We start from the raw sequence: 25,096 nt of genomic DNA, 5'->3' as shown, positions 1-25,096 counted from the left end.
TTGAACATGCGTTTTCTGCTGGCAGTTTTTGGTGTGTTGGGTCTGCTTGCGCAGCCTGTGATGGCGCAAGATCGCTCGAATACCATTTTGGTCCTTGATGGATCAGGGTCGATGTGGGGACAGATCGACGAAGTGGCCAAGATTACCATCGCCCAAGAGGTTGTGACCAAACTTTTGACGACCATCCCCGATGATCAGCAGTTGGGGCTGACAGTCTACGGCCATCGCACCCGTGGCGACTGTACCGACATCGAAACCATCGTGGCACCCGGCCCCGACACCCGCAATGCCATCGGGGCAGCCGTCCGCGCGATCAAACCACTGGGCAAGACACCGATGACCGATGCGGTCATCGCCGCAGCCCAAGCGCTGCGCTACACCGAAGAAAAGGCCACCGTTATTCTGGTCTCGGACGGGATCGAAACCTGCAACCCCGACCCTTGTGCAGCTGCGCGCCTGCTGGAAGAGGCAGGCATCGATTTCACCGCCCATGTCATCGGCTTTGACGTCACCGACGCCGAGGCCTTGGGACAGATGCAATGTCTGGCCGAGGAAACAGGCGGCACCTTTCTGACCGCCGCCAACGCAGACGAGCTGACCACTGCCCTGACCACCATCGCCGCCACGCCAGAGCCCGCACCGGTGCCCGTCACCACCACGATGCGCGCGGTCGAGGGTGACGCCAGCGCGCCGCTGCTGGAGGATCCGGTGCTGTGGACCGTGACCGGACCGGATGGGTCCGCTTTGACCACCGACCAGCAGGTTAACCCGCTGGTGCTGGACCTGCTGCCCGGTGCCTACAAGATCACCGCCTATCGCGCTCAGGTCGAAACGGCGCTGGAAGGCCAGTTGCAAGTGATTGCGGGCGAGGATGCGACCCTGACGGTTGTATTCGAAAAACCCGCCGTGACTGCAACGCTCGAGGCGGCGGACACTGCACCGATGGGTGACACCATCCCCGTAAGCTGGGCGGGCCCCGCCGAACGGAATGACTATGTTGCCATCGCTGACCCGCAAGACGACAGAAACCGCGCGATCAACTATTCTTATGTACGCGACGGCAACCCAGTCAGCCTGTTGATGCCCCCACGCGCAGGCACGTTCGAACTGCGCTACTACCAAAAAGACGGCACCATCATCGGCACCCGCCCGATCACCGTCACTCCCGTCACTGCTACACTTGAGGCAGCGGACACAGCCGTGGCAGGCGCCTCTGTCGCGGTCACATGGAGTGGCCCCGATTACAACAGTGATTTTATCGCAGTGGGCGCACCTGGCGCGGCATATACCAACTACGCCTATACCCGCGACGGCTCCCCTGCCTCGCTGCCGATGCCCACCGAAGCGGGCACCTACGAGCTGCGCTATATCATGAATCAGGACCGCACTGTGATTGCCAGCCGCACGATCACCGTGGTCGATGTGAAGGCCAGCGTCACCCCGCCCGCCGAGGCAATCGCGGGGTCGGTGGTTCCGGTCCCGTGGGAAGGGCCGGATTACAAGAACGACTTTATCGCCATCGGCAAGGTCGGTGAGAAATACACCAATTACACCTACACCCGCGACGGGTCGCCCGTGCAACTCACGATGCCGACCGAGCCGGGGGAATACGAGGTCCGCTATGTCCTCAACCAAGACCGCGAAGTGATTGCCACTGCAATGATCACGCTGACAGAGGTGAAGGCCAGCGTCACCCCGCCCGCCGAGGCGGTCGCGGGGGCGGTGGTGCCGGTCCCGTGGGAAGGGCCGGATTACAAAAACGACTTTATCGCCATCGGCAAGGTCGGTGAGAAATACACCAACTACACCTACACCCGCGACGGGTCGCCCGTGCAGCTGACGATGCCGACCGAGCCGGGGGAATACGAGGTCCGCTATGTCCTTAACCAAGACCGCGAAGTGATTGCCACTGCGATGATCACGCTGACAGAGGTGAAGGCCAGCGTCACCCCGCCCGCCGAGGCAATCGCGGGGGCGGTGGTTCCGGTCCCGTGGGAAGGGCCGGATTACAAAAACGACTTTATCGCCATCGGCAAGGTCGGTGAGAAATACACCAACTACACCTACACCCGCGACGGGTCGCCCGTGCAACTGACGATGCCGACCGAGCCGGGGGAATACGAGGTCCGCTATGTCCTCAACCAAGACCGCGAAGTGATTGCCACTGCGATGATCACGCTGACGGACGTCAATGCACAGATTACCGCGCCGCAGGGCGCGGTGGTGGGCGCGACCGTCGTCGTCCCATGGGAGGGACCGGACTATCGCAGCGATTTTATAGCCATTGGCAAACCCGGCGAGAAATACACCGGCTATACCTATACCCGCGACGGCACGCCTGCGCGGGTGGAGATGCCGCCCCTGCCCGGCGACTACGAACTGCGCTATGTGTTGAATCAGGGCCGCAAGGTGATTGCCACTGCGCCGGTGACTGTCACTGACATCACCGTTACGCTGAATGCACCGCAAAGCGGGGCGGCAGGCAGCAAGGTCGCAATCCCCTTTGACGGGCCGGGGTATCAGCGTGACTATATCGGCATCGGCGCACCGGGGTCCGAGGCCTATGAAACTTATGTCTATGCCAGAAAGGGCGAAATCGCGCTGCTGACCCTGCCTGAAACACCGGGCGACTACGAGCTGTTCTATGTGATGAACGCGGGCAGGCGGGTGATGGCGCGCCAGCCCTTTACTGTCACGCCCTGACCGATGCGCGCTGTGCTGCCAGAATAAGATGCAGCACCAGCCCTGCGGCAAACGCCGTTCCTGCCAGCAATGGCAGGGCGGAATAGCCCAACCCCGCCAAGGCGGCCGCCATCACCGGCGTGCCCAGCGTGTTGCCCAGATTGCCCATCTGCGCCATCGCCCCGTTGGCCTGCGCCTGCGTGGCGGCTGTATCGTTCAGTTGTGGCACGGCGGCAAAGGTCGCCCCCTGGATCAACCCCATCGCCGCCGCCAGCGCCAGACAACCCAGCGGCAAACCCGGCTGCACCCAGAGCCAGCCAATCGACAGCACGCTAAGCCCGAAGCCCCAGCAGACCACCCAGACCGCACTGCGCCGCCCCAACAACCACACGCCCAAGGTCATCGAAACGGCAATCGACGTCAGCGGCATCGCTCCCATGACCAGTGCGCGGACCTCAGCGGGGATATAGGGTGGCAACACCGTCAGGATCGACACAAAGCAAAATGTGTAGAACAGCCAGCCCAGCCCCGGTGCCGCAATCCGCGCCGAACCGTAGATCGTCAGGTGGCTGCGCAAAACGTGGCCCAGTGACAGCGGCGAGTCCGGCCCCTTGCCCGGCAGGGACCGCAGCCAAACCATCAGCACCACGGCAAAGGTCGCCAGATACAGGCTGTGCGCCACGAACAGTGCAGGTACACCCCACGCCGCCACCAGCGGCAGCCCTGCCCATGTAAGCACCGCAAAGGCCACGCCAAAGAACGTCCCCCACAGGGTCAGCGCCCAGCCGCGATCCTTGGGGGCGGTGATCTGGGCGATCAGTGTCGGTATGGCCACCACCAGCCCCAGATGTGACAGCCCCTCAAGCGCACGCAGGGCCAGAAACCAGTGAAACGACGGCATTGTCGCCTGCACCGCCGACACCGCAGCCCCCAGCCACAGCGACATCAGCAGCGCCCGACGATAGCGGATACGCGCCACCAGAATGCCCGCAACAACACCAAAGATGATACCGAGAAGACCCACTAGCGACACCGCCCAGCCGACAGCCGCGCCCGCATCGGGGTAAATCTGTGGAAACTGGTCAAAGATCACGCTGATCTTGCCATATTGCGCCGCCGCCCCCAGCCCCGCGCCCCAAAGTGCAAATACAAGGGCGACGGGGGTGCGGGTGCTGGTCACGGGGCGGGCGCTTTCACAGGACGGGGTTGTGTCCGTTCTGACAGAGGATGCGCGGATGGGAAAGGTGTGACGGGGGATATCAGGATGCGTATGGGACGGCTTTGGGGATAAAACTGCACTTTGTTCATACCCCTCAAGCAACTGTCAGCTGGTTACGCGCCGAGCATTCAACAACTTGGGCGAGCTTAGGGACGCTTGGTAATCTGACAGTCCAAGGAAAGGCCAAACCGGGTAGTGTCCCGCATTGAGAAAGTTTTCTGCATTTGCGCGGCTTACACCAAACAGAAGCCATCCAAAGTAATGACCAACACGACAGCACTATGCGCGGGTGCTACCCTATGTGGCATAGTTCCTCTCAGACGTGCTGCCCGCCGTTGATCGGAATCTCGGCGCCCGTCACATAAGACGCTTTAGCGCTGCACAAAAAGCTGACGACTTCAGCCACTTCTACCGGGCTGCCCAAGCGTTTCATCGGCACCTGCTGCTCGACCATCTCTTCGGTGCCTGCGGACAGGATCGACGTGGCAATTTCGCCCGGAGAGACGGCGTTGACCCGCACGCCCTTGTCACCCAGTTCAAAGGCCAGTTCGCGGGTCAGCGCGGACAGGCCGGCCTTGGACACCGCATAGGCCGATCCGGCAAAGGGATGGATCTGCTGCCCCGCAATCGAGGTTACGTTGACCACCGCCCCCTTGGCCTGTTGCAACGGGCCCAACAGCTCGCTGCACAGCATCATCGGGGCCATCAGGTTAACCATCATCACCCGCTGGAAATCCTCAAGCGAGGTGCCGGTTGCGGACATCCGCCCGCCATCTTCCGCCTTGGGCGAGATACCGGCATTGTTCACCAGCGCGTTCAGACCGCGATTGCCCAGACGTTTCTTCAGCTCTGCCAGACTCGCGCGAATCGACACCGGATCAGCCAGATCAATTTCGATGTGTTGGACAATGCCCTCGGCCCAAGGGCACACTTCGGAAAACGGTGTGCGGGCCAGCGTAAAGACCTCCCAGCCGGAGTTGTGGAATTCCTTGACGATGGCATGACCGATGCCGCGGCTGGCACCCGTCACGGCCACGGTGGGTTTCTTGAACGGGCTGTTGTCTTGGGTCTTGTCAGACATGGCAGATTATCCTTGATGGCCGGATGGTTTGACCGCGCACGGGTCTTGGGGTTTCCTACGCCCTTGTTCAGCGATGGAAAAGCTGTAGCGGCGCAGGGCATCCTATTCAGGCATTCGGACGCCCAAAAAAGAACCGCCCGCAGTGTAACAGTGCAGACGGTTCCAATATCGCTGACAGGCCCCTGCCCGTCTTACATATGAATCACGCGGCCATAGGCATCCAGCACGCTTTCGTGCATCATCTCGCTGAGAGTCGGATGCGGGAAGACGGTGTTCATCAAATCCTCTTCCGTGGTTTCCAGCTGGCGGCCTATAACATAGCCCTGAATCAGTTCGGTCACTTCCGCGCCGACCATATGCGCGCCCAACAGTTCACCTGTTTTGGCGTCAAAGACGGTTTTGACCATGCCCTCGGCCTCGCCCAATGCAATCGCCTTGCCATTGCCGATAAAGGGGAAACGGCCCACTTTGACCTCATAGCCCAGTTCCTTGGCCTTGGCTTCGGTGTAGCCGACCGACGCAACCTGCGGATAACAATAAGTGCAGCCTGCGATGCTTTCGGGTTTGACCGGATGCGGATCCATCCCTGCCATCAGTTCGGCCACCATCACGCCCTCGTGGCTGGCCTTGTGGGCAAGCCACGGCGCGCCTGCAATGTCACCAATGGCATAAAGCCCGTCGACACCCGTACGACAATATTTGTCGGTGACCACATGGGTGCGGTCGATTTTCACGCCCAAGTCTTCCAGCCCCAGATCCTCGACGTTGCCGACGATGCCCACGGCAGAAATCACAGTGTCGAACTCTTGGGTTTCCACCTTGCCACCCGTTTCGATATGCGCAGTCACCTTACCCTTGGCGCGGTCCAGCTTTTTGACCATCGCCTTTTGCATGATCTTCATGCCCTGCTTCTCAAACTGCTTTTTGGCGAATTTCGAGATTTCTTCGTCTTCCACTGGCAACACGCGGTCCATCACTTCGACGACGGTCGTGTCGGCACCCAGCGTGTTGTAAAAGCTGGCGAATTCGATCCCGATAGCACCCGATCCGATGACCAGCAGCTTCTTGGGCATCCGCTTTGGATCCAGCGCATGGCGGTAGGTCCAGACCAGATCGCCGTCAGCTTCAAGCCCCGGCAATTCGCGGGCGCGCGCGCCCGTGGCCAGAACGATGTTCTTGGCGCTTAGGTCCAGCGTTTCCTTGTCGGTCTTGACCTTCACCTTGCCTTTGGCGGGCAGTGTGGCGGCCCCCATGAACACGGTGATCTTGTTCTTTTTCATCAGATGGCCAATGCCACCCGACAGTTGCCCCGCCACCTGACGCGAGCGTTTGACAACGGCGGGCAGGTCGAAATCTACATTCTCGGCCTTCAGCCCGAATTCCTTGGCGCGGTGCATCAAATGGAACACTTCGGACGTGCGCAACAGCGCCTTGGTGGGAATACAGCCCCAGTTCAGGCAGATACCGCCCAGGTTTTCGCGCTCGACTATGGCCACTTTCATGCCCAGCTGTGCGCCACGGATCGCTGCGACATAGCCGCCGGGGCCTGCGCCAATCACGATCAGATCAAAGGAAGTCTCGGCCATATGTGTCCTCGCTGGCTGCGCAATGGGATATAGTTTAGCGTTAAACCATATCCCATCACGTCACAACCGCAAGGGTCTGTCGCGTCATTCGGATTTCAGGCTGCCTGAACTTGTTCCAGCGCGCGGACGGTGGTGCTGTAACCACCGTTGTCCACATAGGCCACTTCGAGCGCGGTCGAACTGCGCCCAAGTGCGTCGTTGCGATAGGGAAAGCGGCCAAACTGGCGGATCACTTCACGGTGGGCCCGCGCGTGCAGTAGGTTGGTGCCACCGTCGTTCATCCGCTTGCACATCAGACGCACGCAGCGGTCCTGATCACACAGGTTTTCCGAATGCATCAGTGGCAGGTAAAAGAACTGGCGTGCGGGTGTGTCGATACGCAGATCCCACCCCTTGTCGATTGCCGATTTGGCTGCGGCCTTGGCAATCCGGTCACTGGCAAAGGCTTTGCCCTGACCGCGAAACATATTGCGGGGGAACTGGTCGGCCAGAATGATATAAGCCAACGCACCACTGGGATAGGTCAACCACATCGAAAAGTGACCCGCGCACAGGTATTCCCAAGCCCCCTCGAACCGTGTTCGGATCTGGTCGTCAAAGGCATCTTCGGCCTTGTACCAGTCTGCGGGCGTGCATTCGTCCAACCAGAAATTCAGGACGTCGTCCGGGGTCACTTCACTTTGCTGTGCCATGGGCTACTCCGTTTGCACCTGCGCTGCTTTTGACTGTTAAAGTTTTGTAACAATGCTGCAATTCACGAAATGCAACAGCGCCGACATAAATCCGGCACTGTTGTAAAACGGATGCTCAGGCTGTTTCGGAGCCGTCGTCTTCTTCCTGCGCAGATTCGATGGCCCATTCCTGTGCGATTTCCATGCCCACCACTGTGGTGCCCGCCGGAGACATCGCCACGAACGACCCGGTTTCATCCACCGGAATCGCCGCACGCTGGGTCGAGCGGTAGATCGCATAGACCACAAGGGCCGCAAACAATACGGCGGTGAACAGATAAAAGCCCGACGGCCCCACATTATCCATCAACCAGCCGGTGATCAGCGGACCGGTAATTGCGCCCAAGCCATTGATAAATATCATGCCCCCCGACGCAGCGGCCATATCCTCGGGCTCCAGAAAATCGTTGGTGTGTGCGATCAGCAGCGAATACAACGGGTTCGACATGCCCCCCACCACAAAGGCCGAGATCAGCAACATGGTGAACTGATGGCCCAGCAATATCCCCAGAATCGAGCCGGCACCGCCGATGGCGCTGACTGCGACGATCAAAAGGCGGCGGTCCATACGGTCGGAAATCCAACCGATGGGGTATTGCAGCACCATAGCACCCACAAAGAACATCGCCACAAAGGTCGAGATTTGCGCAATGCTCAGCCCTGCCTGCGCGCCGTAAACCGAGGCCATGCCGAACTGTGCCGAAAACACGCCGCCCAGCAGAAACATGCCGACGCAACCCAAGGGCGAGAAATTGACCAGCTGGCGCAGCGACATCGGCTTGGTGGTTTCAAAAGCCGGTGTCGGGCTGATCGAGAGCAAAATCGGCGTTATCGCAAGGCTGACCAACACCGAAGGGATCACAAACAGCACATAGCCGGACGGGTCCGCCGTTACCATCAGCGCCTGCGATGCGACAATGCCCAGCGTTTGCACGATCATATAAAGCGACAGCGCCTGGCCACGGTTTTCGTTGGTGGCCGCATTGTTCAGCCAGCTTTCGGCGGTCACATAGACAGCCGAGAAACAAAAACCGATCAGAACACGGCCCACAGTCCACGCCCATGGATCGGCAAATGTCGGATACATGATCATCACCGCCGAGATCAACGAGGCCAGAGCCGCGAACACCCGCACGTGGCCCACGCGCCGGATCATGTTGGGCGCCATACGGCTGCCACCCAGAAAGCCGACGAAATAGGCCGACATGACAATCGACATCTCAAGGGTCGAAAACCCTTCGATATTGCCGCGAATCCCCAGCAGAGTGCCCTGCATCCCGTTGCCGAGCATCAAAAGCCCCATGCCGAACAGCAAGGCCCATGCGCTTGAAAGAACTGAAAACATAATGCGCTCCGATATGTGTCGCGGGTTTGGCTGATGCTGCGGCGGTAGGACAGTCGCACCCCTGTCTCACACCAAAGGGGTGCGGTCGGGGATGAAAGCGACTTATTGCGGTCTGTTTGGGTCGTCTGTCCCAAGGGGAAGCAACAGCGACGCATCTCCATAGCTGAAAAACCGATATTTTTCAGCAATTGCGTGCGCATAAATTTCGCGGATGCGGTTTTGCCCGATCAGGGCCGCCACCAGCATCATCAGCGTGGACTTGGGCAGGTGGAAATTGGTCACCAGACCGTCCGCCACCTGAAAGGTGAAACCGGGATAGATAAAGATGTCGGTCGTGCCGTCCCACGGCTGAACGGTGCCATCTTGTGCGGCGCTCTCTATCAGGCGCAGGGCGGTGGTGCCCACGGGAATCACGCGCCCGCCTGCAGCCTTGGTCGCGGCAATCTCGGCGGCGGCGGTGGCGCTGACATGGCCCCATTCTGCGTGCATCTTGTGGGTGGTCACATCATCCACCTTGACTGGCAGAAAGGTGCCCGCGCCCACATGCAGGGTGACATGGGTGAATGCCACGCCCATCGCCGCCAGTTCTGCCAGCAAGGCGTCATCGAAATGCAGCGACGCCGTGGGGGCGGCCACCGCACCGGAATGACGCGCCCAGACGGTTTGATAATCGTGTTTGTCCTGCTCGTCGGCAGGACGTTTGGCCGCAATATAGGGCGGCAGCGGCATCGCACCGGCCTCGGCCAGCGCAGCGTCGAAATCATCGCCCGCAAGATTGAATCGCAGGTGGCCCTGTCCGTCCTCTACGCCGTCCAGCGTCGCTGACAGCGCATCAGAGAACTGCACGACCTCGGCAATTTTCAGCTTTTTCAACGGCTTGACCAACGCCGACCACGTACCGTCGGCACGCGGCTCCAGCAGGGTTACTTCGATCCGCGCCTCGGTGGCACCCTGCGCCGACATGCGGGCGCGCAGTCCGGACAGGCGCGCAGGAATCACGCGGGTGTCGTTCAACACCAGCCGGTCGCCCGCGCGCAACCATCTGCCCAGGTCGGAAACCCGTGCATCGTGGATTTGCGCCGTATCCGCCACCAGCAATCGCGCCGAAGTGCGCGGCACCGCAGGGCGGGTCGCGATCAGCTCGTCGGGCAGGTCAAAGTCAAAGTCGGTCAGTTTCATGGCCTGCCCTTAACGCCCATAATTCGGGCTATCAAGGCGCTGTTGTTGGGTGGTCGCAGGCGAGACCGGCCTCTCGGTCGGGACAAAGGCTTCGGGCACGTCGATGCCGGTCTGGCCTTGCGGGCCTTCCAGATCGGGCAGTTCCGGCGGTGGACGGCGGAAAATTTCACGAAACAGGCCCGGCGTCAGTGCCGACAGCGGGTTCACACTGACCCTGGGCTTTGCGGCGGCGCCGGTCAGCCGGTAGTTGAACCCGATCAGCCCCTCGCCCTTGCGGGTAAAGATCGCGCCGATTCCGTTCAGCAGATAAACTGGCGAAATCACGCCCTGCATGTCGAGGGTGGAGTCATTCAGATTATAAATGCCATCCATCGACAGGCCCAAAGACGGGCCGGTGGCGCTGGCTTTGGTCAGGGTCATGCGGTCGGGCGTCAGACGGAACGACCCTTCGACGTCGGAAAAGACGATGCCATCACCGCTAAGCTGTTCCACCAGACCGACAATCGAGATGGCGGCCAACAGATCGGCAATGGCGGGCGCATCTTTGACGCGGGTATTGCGAATGGTCAGTTCGCCGTCAAAGGCACCGTTCTGGCCCACGGGCAACAGCGTCAGGTTCAGATCTCCGCCGCGCGCGTTCTGGATGATGCCCGCAGATGCCACGACCCCGCCCGCATCCTGTGAGGTGACCCGCACCGCACTGCGCCCGTTTTGCGGCACCACTTGGCCCGCGACCGCCGCACCGCCATTGATCCTGCCGGTAAACTTGCCGTCCAACCCGTTCGCGGTTCGGAATGTGCCCTGCATTCCGGTCAGCGAGATTGTGTCGGTGATCCGCAACTGGTCAAGCGACAGGATCAGCGGGCCAGCAGACTGGCCGCTGCCTCCCGCACTGTCCGACCCGAAGTTGGCGGTGCGCAGGTCGATGGTGCCACCCCGCACGCGGATTTCGGGGGCGGCATTGCGGCCACGTCCCACGATGTCGACCGGTGCGTTCAGCCAACCGCCCACTTTGACTTGCGAAAAACGGGCCAGCTGCAGCGCGCCAGAGGCGTCGAGCTTTACCGTGCCCGCGGCAGATAATCCGGCGGCGTTCAGGCTGATGGCGGTGATTTCAGGACGGGTGCCCAAGGTCGCTTCGATGCGCAATGACCCTGCGGTCGCCGCCGCCTTGGACCAGCCCAGCGGGGCCAGCCGCATGCTAAGCCCCCGCAAGTTCGAAGTCAGCACCATGCGCGGCGCACCGCCGCCCTTGGGCAAGTCCACCACGATCTGGCCCACGCCTTTGCCCCGAATGGACCCCGGCGGCAGGGCGATGTTGAATTCGTCCAGCGTGGTCTGCGAAATCTCGACCGTGCCGCGCACCTGACTGCCCCCTGCGGCCTCGACGCCCAATGGCTGGTCCCACGCCACGTCAAAGGGCACATTGCCCAGACGCCCCTGCCCCGACACCCGCACACCTTCGTTCGTTGCACTTAGGTCAAGCGCGCTGGCCGCCAGCGTTTCGTTGGGGACCAGACCATCGGTGCGCACGTCTTCAATCCTACCAGTGACCTGATATGTGACATCCCCCGGCTTCAGCCCCTTGATCAGTGGCAGCGCAATGGTGCCGTCCAGCGCCACCCGTCCGTCTGCCAGCCCCACGGGCAGGCCCGATTTGTTCATAACGTTCAGCGGTTCCTGATCCAGCAATGACAGGGCAGCAGTCACGGTGCTGGTGGTTTCAAGGCGGGCAATCGCGGGGGCGCCGCCCTTGACCGTGACGTCGGGAATGATGAAGGACGATCCTGCCATGCCCACGCGCCCGCCTTCGGGGGCTGTGACGAAGCCAGCATCAATCGAGGCAACAAAGCGGTTGCGCAGCAGGCTGGCATGACCCGAACCCTGTTGGATCGGTGGCATCGTTTTCATGAATTTCACCTCGGCATCGGCAAAGTCAAAACTCAGATAGCTTTCCACCGGCCTGTCTGGCGCACCGCGCAGGGCCAGATCCACCTCGCGCAGTTGCCCGGCCAACAGGTTGTCGGCAACCCAGTCACGGGTACGGGTGACCAGCTTTTCGGGCCACAGCGCCAGCAGCCGTTCGGGGGCCATCTCGTCCAGTTTTGCATCCAGCGAAAACCGCCAGCCTTCGCGCTCGGCGATAAAGCTGCCGCTGGCGCGCAGCCACTGTCCTTGATCCGACACCAGCATTTGCCCCAACGTGACGCGGAACGGGTTCAGGTCCAGCCGGAAATCCAGTTCGGCCCCATCCAGTACCACCGGCTGTGGAAACAGATCGCGCGGATTGAACTTGAGGTCCGAGACCGAAAATTGGCCGATCAGTGTGTCAACCTGCCCGCCTTCGCTGCCGATTCCGCCAACAATCGCCTGACCTTCGGCGCGGCCCGTGACCCATTTGCTTATAACGCTCAATTCGTCAAAGCGCAGCACGCGCGAGGCGGGATTGTAGCTGAAATAGGTGCGTGCGGATTGGAACGGGATCGGACGGGTTTCGTTGTTGGGCTGCACCACACCCTGCCCGATCCGCAAGGTCGCACTGATCGGGGCCAGCGCACCATCGGCCAGCACACCCGAGCGCAGCGCCCCCGAAATCGGCGCACGCAGCGCATCCAGCCACGCAAACGCAGGCCCTTGCGCGGCAATATCGGCGGCCGCCACATCCGCCAGCGTCACGCCAAAATCAGCTACGGGTGATCCGATGCGGCTGGCATAGTTCGCTTCGAGCGTGGCAACACCCGTGCCGCCAGACAACAGCGCCAGATCGGCAGAAACCGCCAACTCATCGCCCGCGCGTGTCATCCGCAAACGGCCCCCGTCTGCTGTCCACGCACGATCGGCGCGCGCATCCTCATAGCGCAGGGTTACGCCGTAGATGTCGGCGGCGCTCAGCGCTTGCAACTGGGGCTGCATCAAAGCTGCGTCCAGTGATGCGATCAGACCCGGCACGGATGTGGCGCGGGTATTCTCACCCAGAAGCCCCTGACCGCCGTACAGCGTCACCACACCTTCGACGTCGCGGCGCAGGGTCACAAAAACGCCGGTCAGTTCGATGGTTTTTGGCACCACCTGACCGGACAGCAGCGGCCGCATCGCAAGGCTGGTTTCCAGTTCGGAAAAGCTGACAATTTCGGCACCTTCGTTGGTGCGCAGGGTCACGTTGCGGATGCGCGCGCGGGGTCGCCAACCTTTGTTCACGACAATCTCGGCCTCGTCAAAGGTCAGTTGCGTGCCCTGCATCAGGCCATTCACCCGCGTTTCGATCCGCTGTTCCAGCCATTCGGGGGCGGCAATCGGCTTGCCCACCAGCACGGTGATCAACACCACTGCTGCAACCCCCAACAGCGCAATCAGCACAAGCGTACCCAGCCCCACATGCTTGGCAATGCGGCGCTTGCGGCCCGTGGCCTTGACCTTTGGCAGGTCGGCCACAGAGGGTTTTGGCGACTTGGTGTCGGTCATGTCTTTATTCTTGCTGCTCCAAAGCTACTATGACAGTCAGTTTCGCGCATGCCCAGATGGGCCAGTATGACAAGGACCGTCATGATAGAAGTAGCTTCCCCTGCACCCGATTTCACCTTGCCGCAAACCGAAGGGCCGGATGTCACGCTGTCTGCGTTGCGTGGCACCCCTGTAGTTCTGTTCTTTTATCCCAAGGATAATACGCCGGGCTGCACCAAGGAATCCATTGCCTTTTCCGACCACTTGCAAGCCTTTGCCGATGCGGGTGCGCAGGTCTATGGCATTTCCAAGGACAGTTTGAAGAAACACGCAAATTTTACCGCAAAACACGACCTGACGGTGCCGCTATTGTCCGACGAAAACGGCACGGTTTGCGACGACTACGGCGTGTGGAAAGAAAAACAGATGTATGGCAAGACGTTTCTGGGGATCGAACGGACCACGGTCCTGATCGCCGCCGATGGCACCATCGCGCGGATCTGGCCCAAGGTCAAAGTGCCGGGCCACGCCGAAGAGGTGCTGGAGGCGGTGAAGGCGCTGTGAGAAACGCGGATATGCTGCCCCTGGCCCAGATGGCCGACACCGTACTGCGCTGTGGCGATGCGCGGGCCAAAACCGCGCTGTCGCGCAAGCTGGCCGCGCAGTGGCAAGCTGCCCGCGCCGCCGGAGAGACGCCGGACGTGGGCACAGCCAGCCCGCCACTGCAGCCAGCACGCCCCGCACGGCCCGAACTGCTGGCGCCGCGCGATGTGCCCCACCGCAAGCCCGGCAGCCCCGAGGGACGCATCGCGCTGCTGCACGCGGTGGCGCATATAGAACTGAACGCGGTTGACCTGCACTGGGACATCATCGCACGGTTTTCCCACGTGCCGATGCCGATGGGATTCTTTGACGACTGGGTCAAAGCTGCTGATGAAGAATCCAAACATTTCAACCTGATGGCCGATTGTCTGGAAGAGGCGGGCAGCCAATATGGTGCCCTGCCCGCGCACGCAGGGATGTGGCGCGCCGCCGAAGATACGGCAGAGGATCTTATGGGCCGGCTGGCCGTGGTGCCGATGGTTCTGGAGGCACGGGGGCTGGACGTGACGCCGAACATGATCCGCATTTTCAAACAGGCCAAGGCCGCCAGCGCTGTCGCCGCACTTGAAACGATCTATGCCGAGGAAGTGGCGCATGTGGCCTATGGCTCGAAGTGGTTCCATTTTTTGTGCGGACGCGAGAATACCGACCCCAAAGAGGTCTTTCACACGCTGGTGCAAAAGTACTTCCACGGCGCGCTCAAGCCCCCCTTTAACGAGGAAAAACGCGCCGAGGCTGGCATTCCGCCCGACTTTTACTGGCCCCTAGCAGTTTCTACCTGAGGTAGGCCGACTTAAAGATCGCCCGCTAAGCTGATTTGATTAAGCGGTTTTCTGCCCATTTGCCCGCGAATCTGCACGAAACCCCCTAACAAGGTCCAAAGCGGTTGCCCGATTGAACCGGGGTCTTTATGCAACAGTCCGAGGCGACTGCGTTGGGGAACGTACCGCCCGTATGGGATGGGAAAAAGGACGGGCATTTTGCGCACACGTCTCGCAATAAAAATCGACACCGTTCTTGATCGGTGGTTTCCGGAACGCAGGGTCTTCCTGAAGTCAGACACCGACACGCGTTTCATACGCTTGCATCCGGGCACTCAGTTGGTGGCCTTTGCGGGATCATCCCTGCTGGTTGCTTGGGCAATTGTCGCAACTGCGGTGATCTTGATGGACAGCATCGGGTCGGGCAACTTTCGCGAACAGGCCAAACGCGACCAGCGCACCTATCAGGCGCGATTGAACGATCTGGCTGGGCAGCGCGACTCGCGGGCTGCCGAAGCACATGCGGCCCAAGAACGCTTTAACGCCGCCCTTACCCAGATTTCCGTGATGCAATCCGAACTGCTGGAAAGCGAAACACGCCGCCGCGAACTGGAGACCGGGATTGAAGTGATCCAGTCGACCCTGCGCGGCACCATGAAAGACCGTGAAACCGCCCGCGAGCAGATTGTCGCCCTTAGAGAGCGTATGGACAATGGCGACGCCAGTATGGCGATGGACAATTCCGGTGCAGGCGCGCCGATGGATTTTGTCGCCACCGCTCTTGCCGAAACCGCAGCCGAGCGTGACCAGATCGCCCGCGATGCGCAAGATGCCCTACTGGCCGCCGACGAACTGTCTGAACAGATCGCCATGATGCAAGACCAGAACGACGCGATTTTCCGCCAGTTGGAAGACGCGATGACCATCTCGGTTGCGCCGCTGGACAAGATGTTCCGCGATGCAGGGATGCCCACCAAACAGATTATCGAACAGGTGCGCCGCGGCTATTCCGGTCAGGGTGGCCCGTTGACGCCGCTGTCTTTCTCGACACGCGGTGAAGAACCCAACGCCGATGCGCTGCGGGCCAACCGTTTATTGGGCCAGATGGACCAGTTAAATCTGTACCGTATAGCGGCGCAAAAGGCACCCTTTGCCGTTCCGGTGAAAAACTCCTTCCGCTTCACCTCCAGCTTTGGCTTTCGCCGCGACCCCAAAACCGGCGGTCGACGGATGCACAAAGGTGTTGATTTCGCCGCGCCGAACGGCACACCGCTTTATGCCACCGCCGATGGTGTGGTGGTTCACGCAGGCTGGTCCAGCGGTTACGGCCGCTTGGTCAAGATCCAGCACGAGTTCGGAATCGAGACCCGTTACGCCCATATGTCGAAGCTTCGCGTGAAAGTTGGCCAAAGGGTCTCGCGCGGGGATCGTATCGGTGATATGGGAGCGTCTGGACGGGTGACCGGCGTGCACCTGCACTACGAAGTCCGCGTTGGCGGCAAAGCTGTAAACCCCATGATCTATATCAAGGCTGCAAACGATGTTTTCTAAGAGCAAAATCAACGATCCCGGACCCAAAGACGACGCAACCAAGACCAACGCACCTGCTGCTGCGGCACAAACTGCGTCGGCTACGCCGAAGTCCAATGAATTCAAGGCCAGCGCGCCCAAGGCAAAGCCACCTGCCTCGGTCCTGTCCTCGGATCTGCACATCACCGGCAACCTCAAGACAACCGGTGACATTCAGGTCGAGGGAACGGTGGAAGGCGACATTCGCGCCCACCTGCTGACCATCGGCGAAACCGCAACCATCAAAGGCGAAGTAACCGCCGATGACGTGGTGATCAACGGCCGCATCGTTGGCCGTGTGCGTGGCCTGAAGGTTCGCCTGACATCGACCGCACGGGTCGAAGGCGACATCATCCACAAGACTATCGCAATCGAAAGCGGTGCGCACTTCGAAGGGTCGGTTCAGCGTCAGGACGATCCGCTGAACCCCGGTGGTGCCAAATCCGCACCTGCCGCCGCGGCGCCTGCCCCCGCCAAACCGCAAGGCCAGCCGCAAAGCTGAGGCCTGCCGTACAATTGAATAGGAAACGGGTGTCCGGCATTGCCGCGACGCCCGTTTTCGTTTGCGCGGCTTGCCCTGTCAGCTGTGCTGATCGGGCTGATGCAGGCTGAGCTTGGCCAAGGCCGCAATCAGATCGGTGCGGGTGACGATCCCCCGCAGACGCCCCCGCTGCAACACGGGCACTGCGTCCACGGCCCCTTCGGCCATCAGCGGCAACAGTGCCGCAATCGGCGTCTCTGGCGTGGCGCGTGGACCGGCCACGCCCATGATCTCATGCGCCTGCGCCGGACGATCACGGCTGCGGTCCAGCATCCGCGCCATCGCCGCGCCAAAACCACGGTTCAAGCGCAGTGCGTCGTCACGGGCGCGGTCGATCAGGTGCATTTGAAAGATCACACCCAGAAACCTGTCCTCGGGACCAACCACAGGCAGAGAGGTGCATTTGTGCCGCCGGAACAGGTCGGCCACCTCTGACACAGGCGTATCAGCCGCCACTGTGACCAGATCACGCGACATGACGTCGGCAGCTATCATTGGACTGGTGCGATGTCCTGCCGCCTGCAATTCAGCGGCCCCGATCAGTCGGGCCAGATCCTCGACGCCCATGTTGAACGACTGGCGATAGCGCTCAAGCAGGTCGGTCAACTCGGCCTCGCTCAGCCCCAGACGTTGGATCGACGCAGGGTCTGTCGTGCCTTGGGCGTTGCGGTCTTCGAAATGCCGGAACGGATAGCGGCGACCGGTCAGGCGCGCATAGATCATCGCCAGCACCACCAGCGCAACGGTGCCCAAGGCCACAGGTGCCAGCGCAAACCAGAACCCAAGCCTGTCCACTGCTTCAGGGTTCATTGCGGCGGTCATCGCCACGGCCCCTGCGGGTGGGTGTACTGCGCGGCACAGGATCATCACCGCAATCGACAGCCCCACCGCCAGCGCGATTCGCATTGCCGGCTCGGGAACCGTCATGCAAACGGCCACGCCAATCAACGCCGCCAGCGTGTTGCCCACCACCGCAGACCACGGCTGCGCCAGTGGCGCGTTGGGCACGGCAAACAACAGCACCGCGCTGGCTCCGAACGGGGCAATCAGGTAGAGACCCGTTTGCAGATCGACCACCGGTGACAAGACGAGCATCCCTACCACGGCCAGCCCGATAAAGGCCCCGACACCAGCACGCAGCGCCTCGACGGGATGGACAGCGGGCAAGGCCGGACCCAAGGCCCGCATAAGTCGCGCAACAATCTGCATGGTGTCGAATGCTCCTTGGCCCTGTGGCGTGCAGTCAGGTTGGCACCCGTGTGACAAAGGATGCACAAAAGATAAAGCCATACGGAAGCGCATGTCAGGTCCACATAAGCAACAGGCCCCCGCAGATCACTGCGAAGGCCTGCCGAATGGGTCGGGGAACAGAGCGGTTAAGCCCCGATCACTCGGTGACAGTCACCGATTTCATCACGTCATGCTGCCCGTCGATGGCACCGGACCGCGGGTCGCCCAGTTTCAAACTGTCGAGTACGTCCAGTCCTTCGGTCACACGGCCCACCACAGTGTATTGGCCATTCAACGAGGGATATTCGGTAAACATGATGAAAAACTGGCTGTTGGCGCTGTCCACGCTTTGCGAACGCGCCATGCCCACCACGCCACGCTCGAACGGGATGTCCGAGAATTCTTGCACGAGGTCGGGCTGATCCGATCCGCCCATGCCTGCGCGGGACGTGTCTCCGCCAGATTTGCCGAATTCCACATCGCCGGTCTGGGCCATAAAGCCGTCGATGACGCGATGGAACACCACGCCGTCATAAGCGCCCGACTTTGCCAGTTCGGCGATACGCGCCACATGTCCGGGCGCCACATCGTCCAGCAGGTCGATCTGGATCGTGCCACTGGCAGACTCGCCTTCCACCTCAATCGCAAGACCGGTGGCCAGCGCAGGGCTGGCCACAAAAGCAAGAGGGATCAGAAGGTTACGCAACATCTGCGGCAACCTTGACGCTGATCATGCGGTCGGGCTGCGCGGGCGGCTCGCCACGGGTCAACGCGTCGACATGCTCCATGCCGGAAATGACCTGACCGTAAACGGTGTATTGGCCGTTCAGGAAATCATTGTCTTTGAAGTTGATAAAGAACTGGCTGTTGGCGCTGTTGGGGTTGGCCGAACGGGCCGCACCGATGGTGCCACGCGCGTGCGGCACCTTGGAGAATTCGGCAGGCAGGTCGGGCTTGTCCGACCCACCGGTGCCAGCAGCGCGGATGTTAAAGCCGTCTTCCATATCGCCATTCTGCACATCACCGGTCTGGGCCATAAAGCCGTCGATGACGCGGTGGAACGCGACGTTGTCATATTCACCGGCGCGGGCCAGCTCCTTCATGCGCTCGACATGTTTTGGGGCAAGGTCGGGCAGCAGCTGGATGGTGACGGTGCCACCCTTCAGTTCCATAAGGATGGTGTTTTCCGGGTCTTTGATCTCGGCCATTTTCGGCTCCTCTGTCTTGGTATTGCTTGGATACCTAAGCTGCGCACCCGCTTTTGCCAAGCCGCTGCATTGACCTGAGCGCCAAATGCCGCGAAACACCGCGCAAGGGATTGGATCAAGGGAACGAAACGATGGCTTGGAAGACACTGGACGACATGGACCTGAACGGCAAACGCGTGTTGTGCCGCGTGGACATCAATGTGCCGGTGGAAAACGGCCAAGTGACCGACGCCACCCGCATCGAGCGGATCGTGCCGACAGTGCAGTATATTCTTGACCAAGGCGGCACGCCCGTTCTTATCGCCCACTTTGGGCGTCCCAAGGGCAAAGTAGTGCTGGATCTGAGCCTGCGGGTTGTTGTCCCTGCCCTGTCCAAGGCGTTGGGGCGCAAAGTACGTCTGATCGAAACGCTGGACGCCGCAGAGGCTGGCACCGACGAGATCTTAGGCGCCGAAGTGCTGCTGCTGGAAAACATCCGCTTCAATCCCGGTGAAGAAAAGAACGATCCCGATTTTGCCGCGCGCCTTGCAGGTCTGGGTAACATCTATTGCAACGATGCGTTCTCCGCAGCGCACCGTGCGCATGCCAGCACCGAAGCACTGGCGCGGTTGCTGCCCGCCTGTGCGGGCCGTTTGATGCAGGCCGAGCTGCAAGCGCTGGAAGGCGCGTTGAGCGCGCCCGAGCGTCCGGTTGGCGCAGTCGTCGGCGGGGCCAAGGTGTCGACCAAGATCGACCTGCTGCAAAACCTCGTACAAAAGCTGGATATTCTGGTGATCGGCGGCGGTATGGCCAACACATTTCTGGCCGCGATGGGCGCAGACATGGGCGCATCGCTGCGCGAGGATGATCTGCTGGACACCGCCCGCGCCATTCTGGACGAGGCGAAAACACGCGGCTGCCGCGTGATCCTGCCCGTCGATGGCCGCGTGGCGCGCGAATTTGCCGCTGGTGCCGCCTATGAGGTGGTAACGCTGAACGCTAGCACCGCGCTGGCCGCCGACCAGATGGTACTGGACGCGGGCGACGCCGCCGTGGTCGAGATCGTCGCCGCCTTTGAAAGCTTGAAAACGCTGATCTGGAACGGCCCGCTGGGTGCATTTGAAATCGCGCCCTTCGACACCGCCACCGTGGCCGCAGCGCTGGCCGCCGCCAAGCTGACCCGCGACGGCGCGCTGGTGACCGTTGCAGGTGGCGGTGACACGGTTGCCGCCCTCAATCAGGCCGGAGCTGCGGACGATTTTACCTATATCTCCACTGCGGGCGGCGCGTTTCTGGAATGGATGGAAGGTAAGGAATTGCCAGGCGTGGCCGCGCTGTCCTGATCCCTCGCACGCCCGAGTGCTGCGGCACAAAGAGCCCAAGTGTTGCGCGAACGGTTCACCCGCTCCGATTGTCTTCGAAAGCGGCGAATCGGGGGATTCCCTTTGCGAATCAAACGTGGCATAACTGGACCATCGCCCACCCAAGAGGCGGCATTGAAGGCAGCACTCATGACCCGCATCGCGCGCCCTGCATTTGGTAGATTCATTTTTTTCGCTGTGGCTTTTGCCCTGTGCGTCTATTTTACCTTTGCCGCCGTGCAGGGGGATTTCGGATTGTTCCAACGGGCGCAGATTGATGCCGAGGCGCGCGCGTTAACTGTTCAACTTAAAGATGTTAGTGCCGATGTGTCCAGAATGGAAAACCTTACCCACAGGTTGTCCGACGATTATCTGGACCTTGATCTTCTGGACGAGCAGGCACGCAGTATCCTTGGAATGGTAAGGGCTGACGAGATCGTCATTCGTTAATTTCAGAGCGTTCGTCTAAAAGCTTCCAACGCCCACCCTACAGTTTTATGCGAAGTTAACTTTTGTTCAAAAAGTGCGATCTCATGTGGAATCCCCGTTGTCCGTTTCGCTGCCTGCCCTGTTTACCAAGAACGACAACGCTACGTTTGACAGCGGCACGCTGATCCCGAGCGGCACCAACAGGCGCATCGGCACCACAAGCACCCTGCGGGAGCACTGGCGTTTTACCCCAGTCCGCTGGTTCAATCCGCATGAAAACTAGGCATTGCACCAACATACGGGCGCGGATTGTCTTTTGCTCATATAACCTCTCGCATGACAGCACCGAATCCGATAAAAGATAGTTTAACGCTAAACTATTAACGTCAGGGAGGGTCGCGCATGGCCGCCAGAAAGACCACCAAGAAGCCGAATGTTTCGGCAGAGGAGCTTAAGGCCTATTACCACGACATGCTGCTGATCCGGCGTTTCGAGGAAAAGGCAGGACAGCTTTACGGCATGGGGCTGATCGGCGGTTTCTGCCACCTCTACATCGGTCAGGAGGCCGTTGTTGTCGGTCTGGAAGCCACTGCAAAGGAAGGCGACAGCCGCATCACCACCTACCGCGACCACGGCCACATGCTGGCCTGCGGCATGGACCCCAACGGCGTCATGGCCGAGCTGACCGGCCGCGAGGATGGCTATTCCAAGGGCAAGGGCGGCTCGATGCACATGTTCTCGAAGGACAAGCGCTTTTACGGCGGTCACGGCATCGTCGGTGCCAACGTGCCGCTGGGCGCGGGGCTGGCCTTTGCCGACAAATACAAGGGCAACGACGCCGTCACCTTCACCTATTTCGGCGATGGCGCGGCCAATCAGGGTCAGGTTTACGAGACCTTCAACATGGCCGCACTTTGGCAGTTGCCCTGCATTTTCATTATTGAAAACAACCAGTACGCCATGGGCACATCGCAGCAACGCTCGACCTCCAGCGCCGAAATCTGGGAGCGCGGCAAGGCGTTCGGCATTCCCGGCGAGGCTGTGGATGGCATGGACGTGCTGGCGGTGAAAGCCGCAGGCGAGACCGCCGTGGCCCACTGCCGTTCGGGCAAGGGCCCGTATATTCTGGAAATCAAGACCTACCGCTACCGCGGCCATTCGATGTCGGACCCGGCAAAATACCGGACCCGCGAGGAAGTGCAGAAAATGCGCGACGAGCGTGACCCGATCGAGGCCGTGCGCACACTGCTGCTGCAAGGCGAGCATGCGACCGAAGAGGATCTGAAAGCCATCGACAAGAAGATCAAGGACATCGTGAACGACAGCGCCGAATTCGCCAAGAACAGCCCCGAACCCGCGCTCGACGAGCTGTGGACCGACATTTACGCAACCGAAATTCCGCAGGAGGCTTGATCCATGGCAACCGAAATTCTGATGCCCGCCCTGAGCCCCACCATGGAAGAAGGCACGCTGGCCAAATGGCTGGTCAAGGAAGGTGACACCGTCAAATCCGGTGACATTATGGCCGAGATCGAAACCGACAAGGCGACGATGGAGTTCGAAGCCGTCGACGAAGGTGTGATCGGAAAGATCCTGATCGAAGAAGGCACCGAGGGTGTGAAAGTAAACACCACCATCGCGATCCTGGTCGAAGAAGGCGAAGAGGTCGGAGACATCGAGGTCTCGAAACCCTCAGAGCCCGCCAAGGCAGAGGCCCCCGCCGCCGAAAAAAGCGGCGACAACGCCCCCGCTGGCATGGACCACCCTGCCCCCGCAGCGCCCGAAGCCGATACCACCCCGGACTGGCCCGAGGGCACCAAACTGAAACAGCAGACGGTGCGCGAGGCCCTGCGCGACGCCATGGCCGAAGAGATGCGCCGCGACGAAAACGTGTTCCTCATGGGCGAAGAGGTGGCCGAATACCAAGGCGCCTACAAGATTTCCCAAGGGTTGCTGGATGAATTCGGCGCCAAGCGGGTCATCGACACGCCGATCACGGAACACGGCTTTGCCGGTATCGGCGTCGGTGCGGCCTTTGGCGGTCTGCGCCCGATTGTCGAGTTCATGACGTGGAACTTCGGCATGCAGGCCATCGACCAGATCATCAACTCGGCGGCCAAGACGTTGTATATGTCCGGCGGCCAGATGGGCGCGCCTATGGTGTTCCGTGGCCCCAACGGTGCCGCCGCCCGCGTCGGTGCACAGCACAGTCAGGATTATGCCGCGTGGTACATGCAGATCCCCGGCCTGAAAGTGGCGATGCCCTATTCGGCATCGGACTACAAAGGGTTGATGAAATCCGCGATCCGCGATCCGAACCCGGTGATCTTTCTGGAAAACGAAATCCTCTATGGCCGCAGCTTTGATGTGCCCGAGGATGATGACTACACCGTGCCCTTCGGCAAGGCCCGCATCTGGCGGGAAGGCAGCGACGTGACCATCGTCAGCTTTGGCATCGGCATGACCTATGCCCTGGAAGCAGCCGGAAAACTGGCCGAAGAGGGCATCGAAGCCGAGGTGATCGACCTGCGCACGCTGCGCCCGATGGACACCGCCAGCATCATCAAATCGGTGCAGAAAACCAACCGCTGCGTGACCGTCGAAGAAGGCTGGCCCCAAGGGTCGGTCGGCGGCTACATCAGCGCGGTTCTGATGCAGGAGGCGTTCGATTACCTCGATGCGCCGGTGATCAACTGTACGGGCAAGGATGTGCCGATGCCCTATGCTGCCAATCTGGAAAAACACGCCTTGGTCACCACCGCCGATGTTATCGAAGCGGTCAAAACCGTGACATACAAATAAGGAGCGCGCGATATGCCCATTGAAATTCTCATGCCCGCGCTTTCGCCCACGATGGAAGAGGGCACATTGGCCAAATGGCTGGTGAAAGAAGGCGACACCGTCAGTTCGGGTGACCTGCTGGCCGAAATCGAAACCGACAAGGCAACGATGGAATTCGAAGCCGTGGACGAAGGTGTGATCGGCAAGATCATGGTCGAGGAAGGCAGCGAAGGGGTCAAGGTGAACACCGTGATCGCCGTGTTGCTGGAAGAAGGCGAAAGTGCCGACGACATAGGGTCTGCCAAGGCCGCTCCCAAGGACGCCGCGCCGAAAGAAACGGCTTCGGCGGACACATCCGACGCCCAAAGCCCCGCGTCTGACAAAACCGAAGCTGCAGCAGCACCACCAGCCCCGAAAGACGGTGATGGCAAACGCATCTTCGCATCGCCTCTTGCCCGTCGCATCGCGGCAGACAAAGGCGTGGATTTGGCCGGTGTTTTCGGCTCTGGCCCGCACGGGCGCATCGTCAAGGCCGATGTCGAAGGTCTCGCTGCATCTGACAGCCCCAAGGCCGAAGCATCCAAATCCACCGCCGAAGCCCCCAAAGCTGCAATGGCCTCGGGTCTCTCGGCCAGTGCTGTCGCCAAGATGTACGAAGGGCGCGATTACGAAGAAGTCAAACTCGACGGTATGCGCAAAACCATCGCCGCTCGCCTGACCGAGGCCAAACAGACCGTGCCGCACTTCTATCTGCGCCGCGACATCCAGCTTGACGAATTGCTGTCCTTCCGCGGAACGCTGAACAAGCAGCTTGAAGCCCGCGGCATCAAGCTGTCGGTCAACGACTTCATCATCAAGGCCTGCGCCATCGCGCTGCAACAGGTGCCCGATGCCAATGCTGTCTGGGCCGGTGACCGCATCCTGAAGCTGACCCCGTCAGACGTGGCTGTGGCCGTCGCCATCGAAGGCGGGCTGTTCACGCCCGTCTTGCAGGACGCGCACCACAAGTCGCTGTCGGCCCTGTCGGCGGAAATGAAGGATCTGGCCGCCCGTGCCCGTGACCGCAAACTTGCCCCCCACGAATATCAGGGCGGCAGCTTTGCAATCTCGAACTTGGGTATGTTCGGCATCGACAACTTCGACGCAGTAATCAACCCGCCACACGGTGCGATCCTTGCTGTGGGTGCCGGTGTCAAGAAACCCGTTGTTGGCAAGGATGGCGAGCTGGCAGTGGCAACCGTGATGTCGGTGACCCTGTCGGTCGACCACCGCGTCATCGACGGCGCGCTGGGGGCGGAACTGCTGAACGCGATCAAGGACAACCTTGAAAACCCGATGTCGATGCTGGCCTAACGGCACGGCTGCGTCCC

The 25,096-nt window shown here is 60.8% G+C and carries 21 protein-coding genes; 11 read left to right on the top strand and 10 right to left on the bottom strand.

Annotated features, from left to right (window positions below; genetic code table 11):
* Positions 1–6: 6 nt before the first annotated feature.
* Positions 7–2,703 carry a VWA domain-containing protein gene (locus SULPSESMR1_RS05555; protein ID WP_157728968.1) on the top strand — a complete coding sequence of 899 codons (2,697 nt, stop codon included), beginning with the start codon at positions 7–9 and terminating at the stop codon, positions 2,701–2,703.
* Here SULPSESMR1_RS05555 and SULPSESMR1_RS05550 read toward each other — a convergent pair.
* From SULPSESMR1_RS05550 to SULPSESMR1_RS05520, 7 genes are all read right to left on the bottom strand, one after another.
* Entirely contained in the window at positions 2,693–3,862 is a 1,170-nt protein-coding gene (locus SULPSESMR1_RS05550) for an MFS transporter (RefSeq protein ID WP_089419919.1), read from the bottom strand. The two genes, SULPSESMR1_RS05555 and SULPSESMR1_RS05550, sit on opposite strands and share 11 nt — an antisense overlap.
* 355 nt (positions 3,863–4,217) lie before the next feature.
* Positions 4,218–4,982, bottom strand: coding sequence for an SDR family NAD(P)-dependent oxidoreductase (locus SULPSESMR1_RS05545; protein ID WP_089419918.1), 765 nt, complete (start codon positions 4,980–4,982; stop codon positions 4,218–4,220).
* A gap of 191 nt (positions 4,983–5,173) precedes the next feature.
* On the bottom strand, positions 5,174–6,568 hold the full coding sequence (gene lpdA / locus SULPSESMR1_RS05540) for a dihydrolipoyl dehydrogenase (protein ID WP_089419917.1): 1,395 nt from the start codon (positions 6,566–6,568) through the stop codon (positions 5,174–5,176).
* Positions 6,569–6,663: 95 nt separating this feature from the next.
* Positions 6,664–7,260 (bottom strand): DUF924 family protein, encoded by a 597-nt coding sequence (locus tag SULPSESMR1_RS05535; RefSeq protein WP_089419916.1) that lies wholly within the window; start codon positions 7,258–7,260, stop codon positions 6,664–6,666.
* Between the two features lie 115 nt (positions 7,261–7,375).
* Positions 7,376–8,644: an MFS transporter gene (locus SULPSESMR1_RS05530; protein WP_089419915.1), complete on the bottom strand. Its 1,269-nt coding sequence runs from the start codon at positions 8,642–8,644 to the stop codon at positions 7,376–7,378.
* A gap of 102 nt (positions 8,645–8,746) precedes the next feature.
* Entirely contained in the window at positions 8,747–9,823 is a 1,077-nt protein-coding gene (gene queA, locus SULPSESMR1_RS05525) for a tRNA preQ1(34) S-adenosylmethionine ribosyltransferase-isomerase QueA (protein WP_089419914.1), read from the bottom strand.
* Positions 9,824–9,832: 9 nt separating this feature from the next.
* Positions 9,833–13,285: a YhdP family protein gene (locus SULPSESMR1_RS05520; protein ID WP_089419913.1), complete on the bottom strand. Its 3,453-nt coding sequence runs from the start codon at positions 13,283–13,285 to the stop codon at positions 9,833–9,835.
* An 81-nt stretch (positions 13,286–13,366) separates the two neighbouring features.
* On the opposite strand from SULPSESMR1_RS05520, the gene SULPSESMR1_RS05515 reads away from it, so the two are divergent.
* From SULPSESMR1_RS05515 to SULPSESMR1_RS05500, 4 genes are all read left to right on the top strand, one after another.
* Positions 13,367–13,828, top strand: coding sequence for a peroxiredoxin (locus SULPSESMR1_RS05515; protein ID WP_089419912.1), 462 nt, complete (start codon positions 13,367–13,369; stop codon positions 13,826–13,828).
* A gap of 11 nt (positions 13,829–13,839) precedes the next feature.
* Positions 13,840–14,649, top strand: a complete 810-nt coding sequence (locus tag SULPSESMR1_RS05510) for a ferritin-like domain-containing protein (RefSeq protein WP_089419911.1) — start codon at positions 13,840–13,842, stop codon at positions 14,647–14,649.
* Between the two features lie 198 nt (positions 14,650–14,847).
* Positions 14,848–16,179: a M23 family metallopeptidase gene (locus tag SULPSESMR1_RS05505; RefSeq protein WP_089422172.1), complete on the top strand. Its 1,332-nt coding sequence runs from the start codon at positions 14,848–14,850 to the stop codon at positions 16,177–16,179.
* Positions 16,169–16,699, top strand: coding sequence for a bactofilin family protein (locus tag SULPSESMR1_RS05500; protein WP_089419910.1), 531 nt, complete (start codon positions 16,169–16,171; stop codon positions 16,697–16,699). The genes SULPSESMR1_RS05505 and SULPSESMR1_RS05500 overlap by 11 nt, the downstream gene beginning before the upstream one ends.
* A 78-nt stretch (positions 16,700–16,777) precedes the next feature.
* On the opposite strand, the gene SULPSESMR1_RS05495 is transcribed toward SULPSESMR1_RS05500, so the two are convergent.
* The 3 genes from SULPSESMR1_RS05495 to SULPSESMR1_RS05485 form a co-directional block, all read right to left on the bottom strand.
* The gene (locus SULPSESMR1_RS05495) at positions 16,778–17,947 is read right to left on the bottom strand and encodes an HPP family protein (RefSeq protein WP_089419909.1); all 1,170 of its coding nucleotides are present in this window, start codon (positions 17,945–17,947) and stop codon (positions 16,778–16,780) included.
* A gap of 178 nt (positions 17,948–18,125) precedes the next feature.
* Positions 18,126–18,677 (bottom strand): peptidylprolyl isomerase, encoded by a 552-nt coding sequence (locus tag SULPSESMR1_RS05490; protein WP_089419908.1) that lies wholly within the window; start codon positions 18,675–18,677, stop codon positions 18,126–18,128.
* The gene (locus SULPSESMR1_RS05485) at positions 18,667–19,176 is read right to left on the bottom strand and encodes a peptidylprolyl isomerase (protein ID WP_089419907.1); all 510 of its coding nucleotides are present in this window, start codon (positions 19,174–19,176) and stop codon (positions 18,667–18,669) included. The genes SULPSESMR1_RS05490 and SULPSESMR1_RS05485 overlap by 11 nt, the downstream gene beginning before the upstream one ends.
* Before the next feature lie 131 nt (positions 19,177–19,307).
* Here SULPSESMR1_RS05485 and SULPSESMR1_RS05480 point away from each other — a divergent pair, with 131 nt between their 5' ends.
* The 6 genes from SULPSESMR1_RS05480 to SULPSESMR1_RS05460 all read left to right on the top strand — a co-directional run bounded on the left by SULPSESMR1_RS05480 (position 19,308) and on the right by SULPSESMR1_RS05460 (position 25,079).
* Positions 19,308–20,498, top strand: a complete 1,191-nt coding sequence (locus SULPSESMR1_RS05480) for a phosphoglycerate kinase (RefSeq protein WP_089422171.1) — start codon at positions 19,308–19,310, stop codon at positions 20,496–20,498.
* A gap of 168 nt (positions 20,499–20,666) precedes the next feature.
* Positions 20,667–20,966, top strand: a complete 300-nt coding sequence (locus SULPSESMR1_RS05475; RefSeq protein ID WP_089419906.1) for an FtsB family cell division protein — start codon at positions 20,667–20,669, stop codon at positions 20,964–20,966.
* A 97-nt stretch (positions 20,967–21,063) separates the two neighbouring features.
* Positions 21,064–21,228 carry a hypothetical protein gene (locus SULPSESMR1_RS24915; protein WP_157728967.1) on the top strand — a complete coding sequence of 55 codons (165 nt, stop codon included), beginning with the start codon at positions 21,064–21,066 and terminating at the stop codon, positions 21,226–21,228.
* Positions 21,229–21,347: 119 nt separating this feature from the next.
* A complete protein-coding gene (pdhA, locus tag SULPSESMR1_RS05470) occupies positions 21,348–22,358 on the top strand; it encodes a pyruvate dehydrogenase (acetyl-transferring) E1 component subunit alpha (RefSeq protein ID WP_089419905.1) in 1,011 nt (336 codons plus the stop codon).
* Positions 22,359–22,361: 3 nt separating this feature from the next.
* Positions 22,362–23,747 carry a pyruvate dehydrogenase complex E1 component subunit beta gene (locus tag SULPSESMR1_RS05465; protein ID WP_089419904.1) on the top strand — a complete coding sequence of 462 codons (1,386 nt, stop codon included), beginning with the start codon at positions 22,362–22,364 and terminating at the stop codon, positions 23,745–23,747.
* 12 nt (positions 23,748–23,759) lie between these two features.
* Positions 23,760–25,079, top strand: a complete 1,320-nt coding sequence (locus SULPSESMR1_RS05460) for a pyruvate dehydrogenase complex dihydrolipoamide acetyltransferase (RefSeq protein ID WP_089419903.1) — start codon at positions 23,760–23,762, stop codon at positions 25,077–25,079.
* Positions 25,080–25,096: the final 17 nt, after the last annotated feature.

It is taken from the genome of Pseudosulfitobacter pseudonitzschiae (assembly GCF_002222635.1).
In the GTDB taxonomy this organism is placed as follows: domain Bacteria; phylum Pseudomonadota; class Alphaproteobacteria; order Rhodobacterales; family Rhodobacteraceae; genus Pseudosulfitobacter; species Pseudosulfitobacter pseudonitzschiae_A.
The sequence above is the reverse complement of the archived record's forward strand: the minus strand, read 5'-3'. Positions and strand labels throughout refer to the sequence as shown.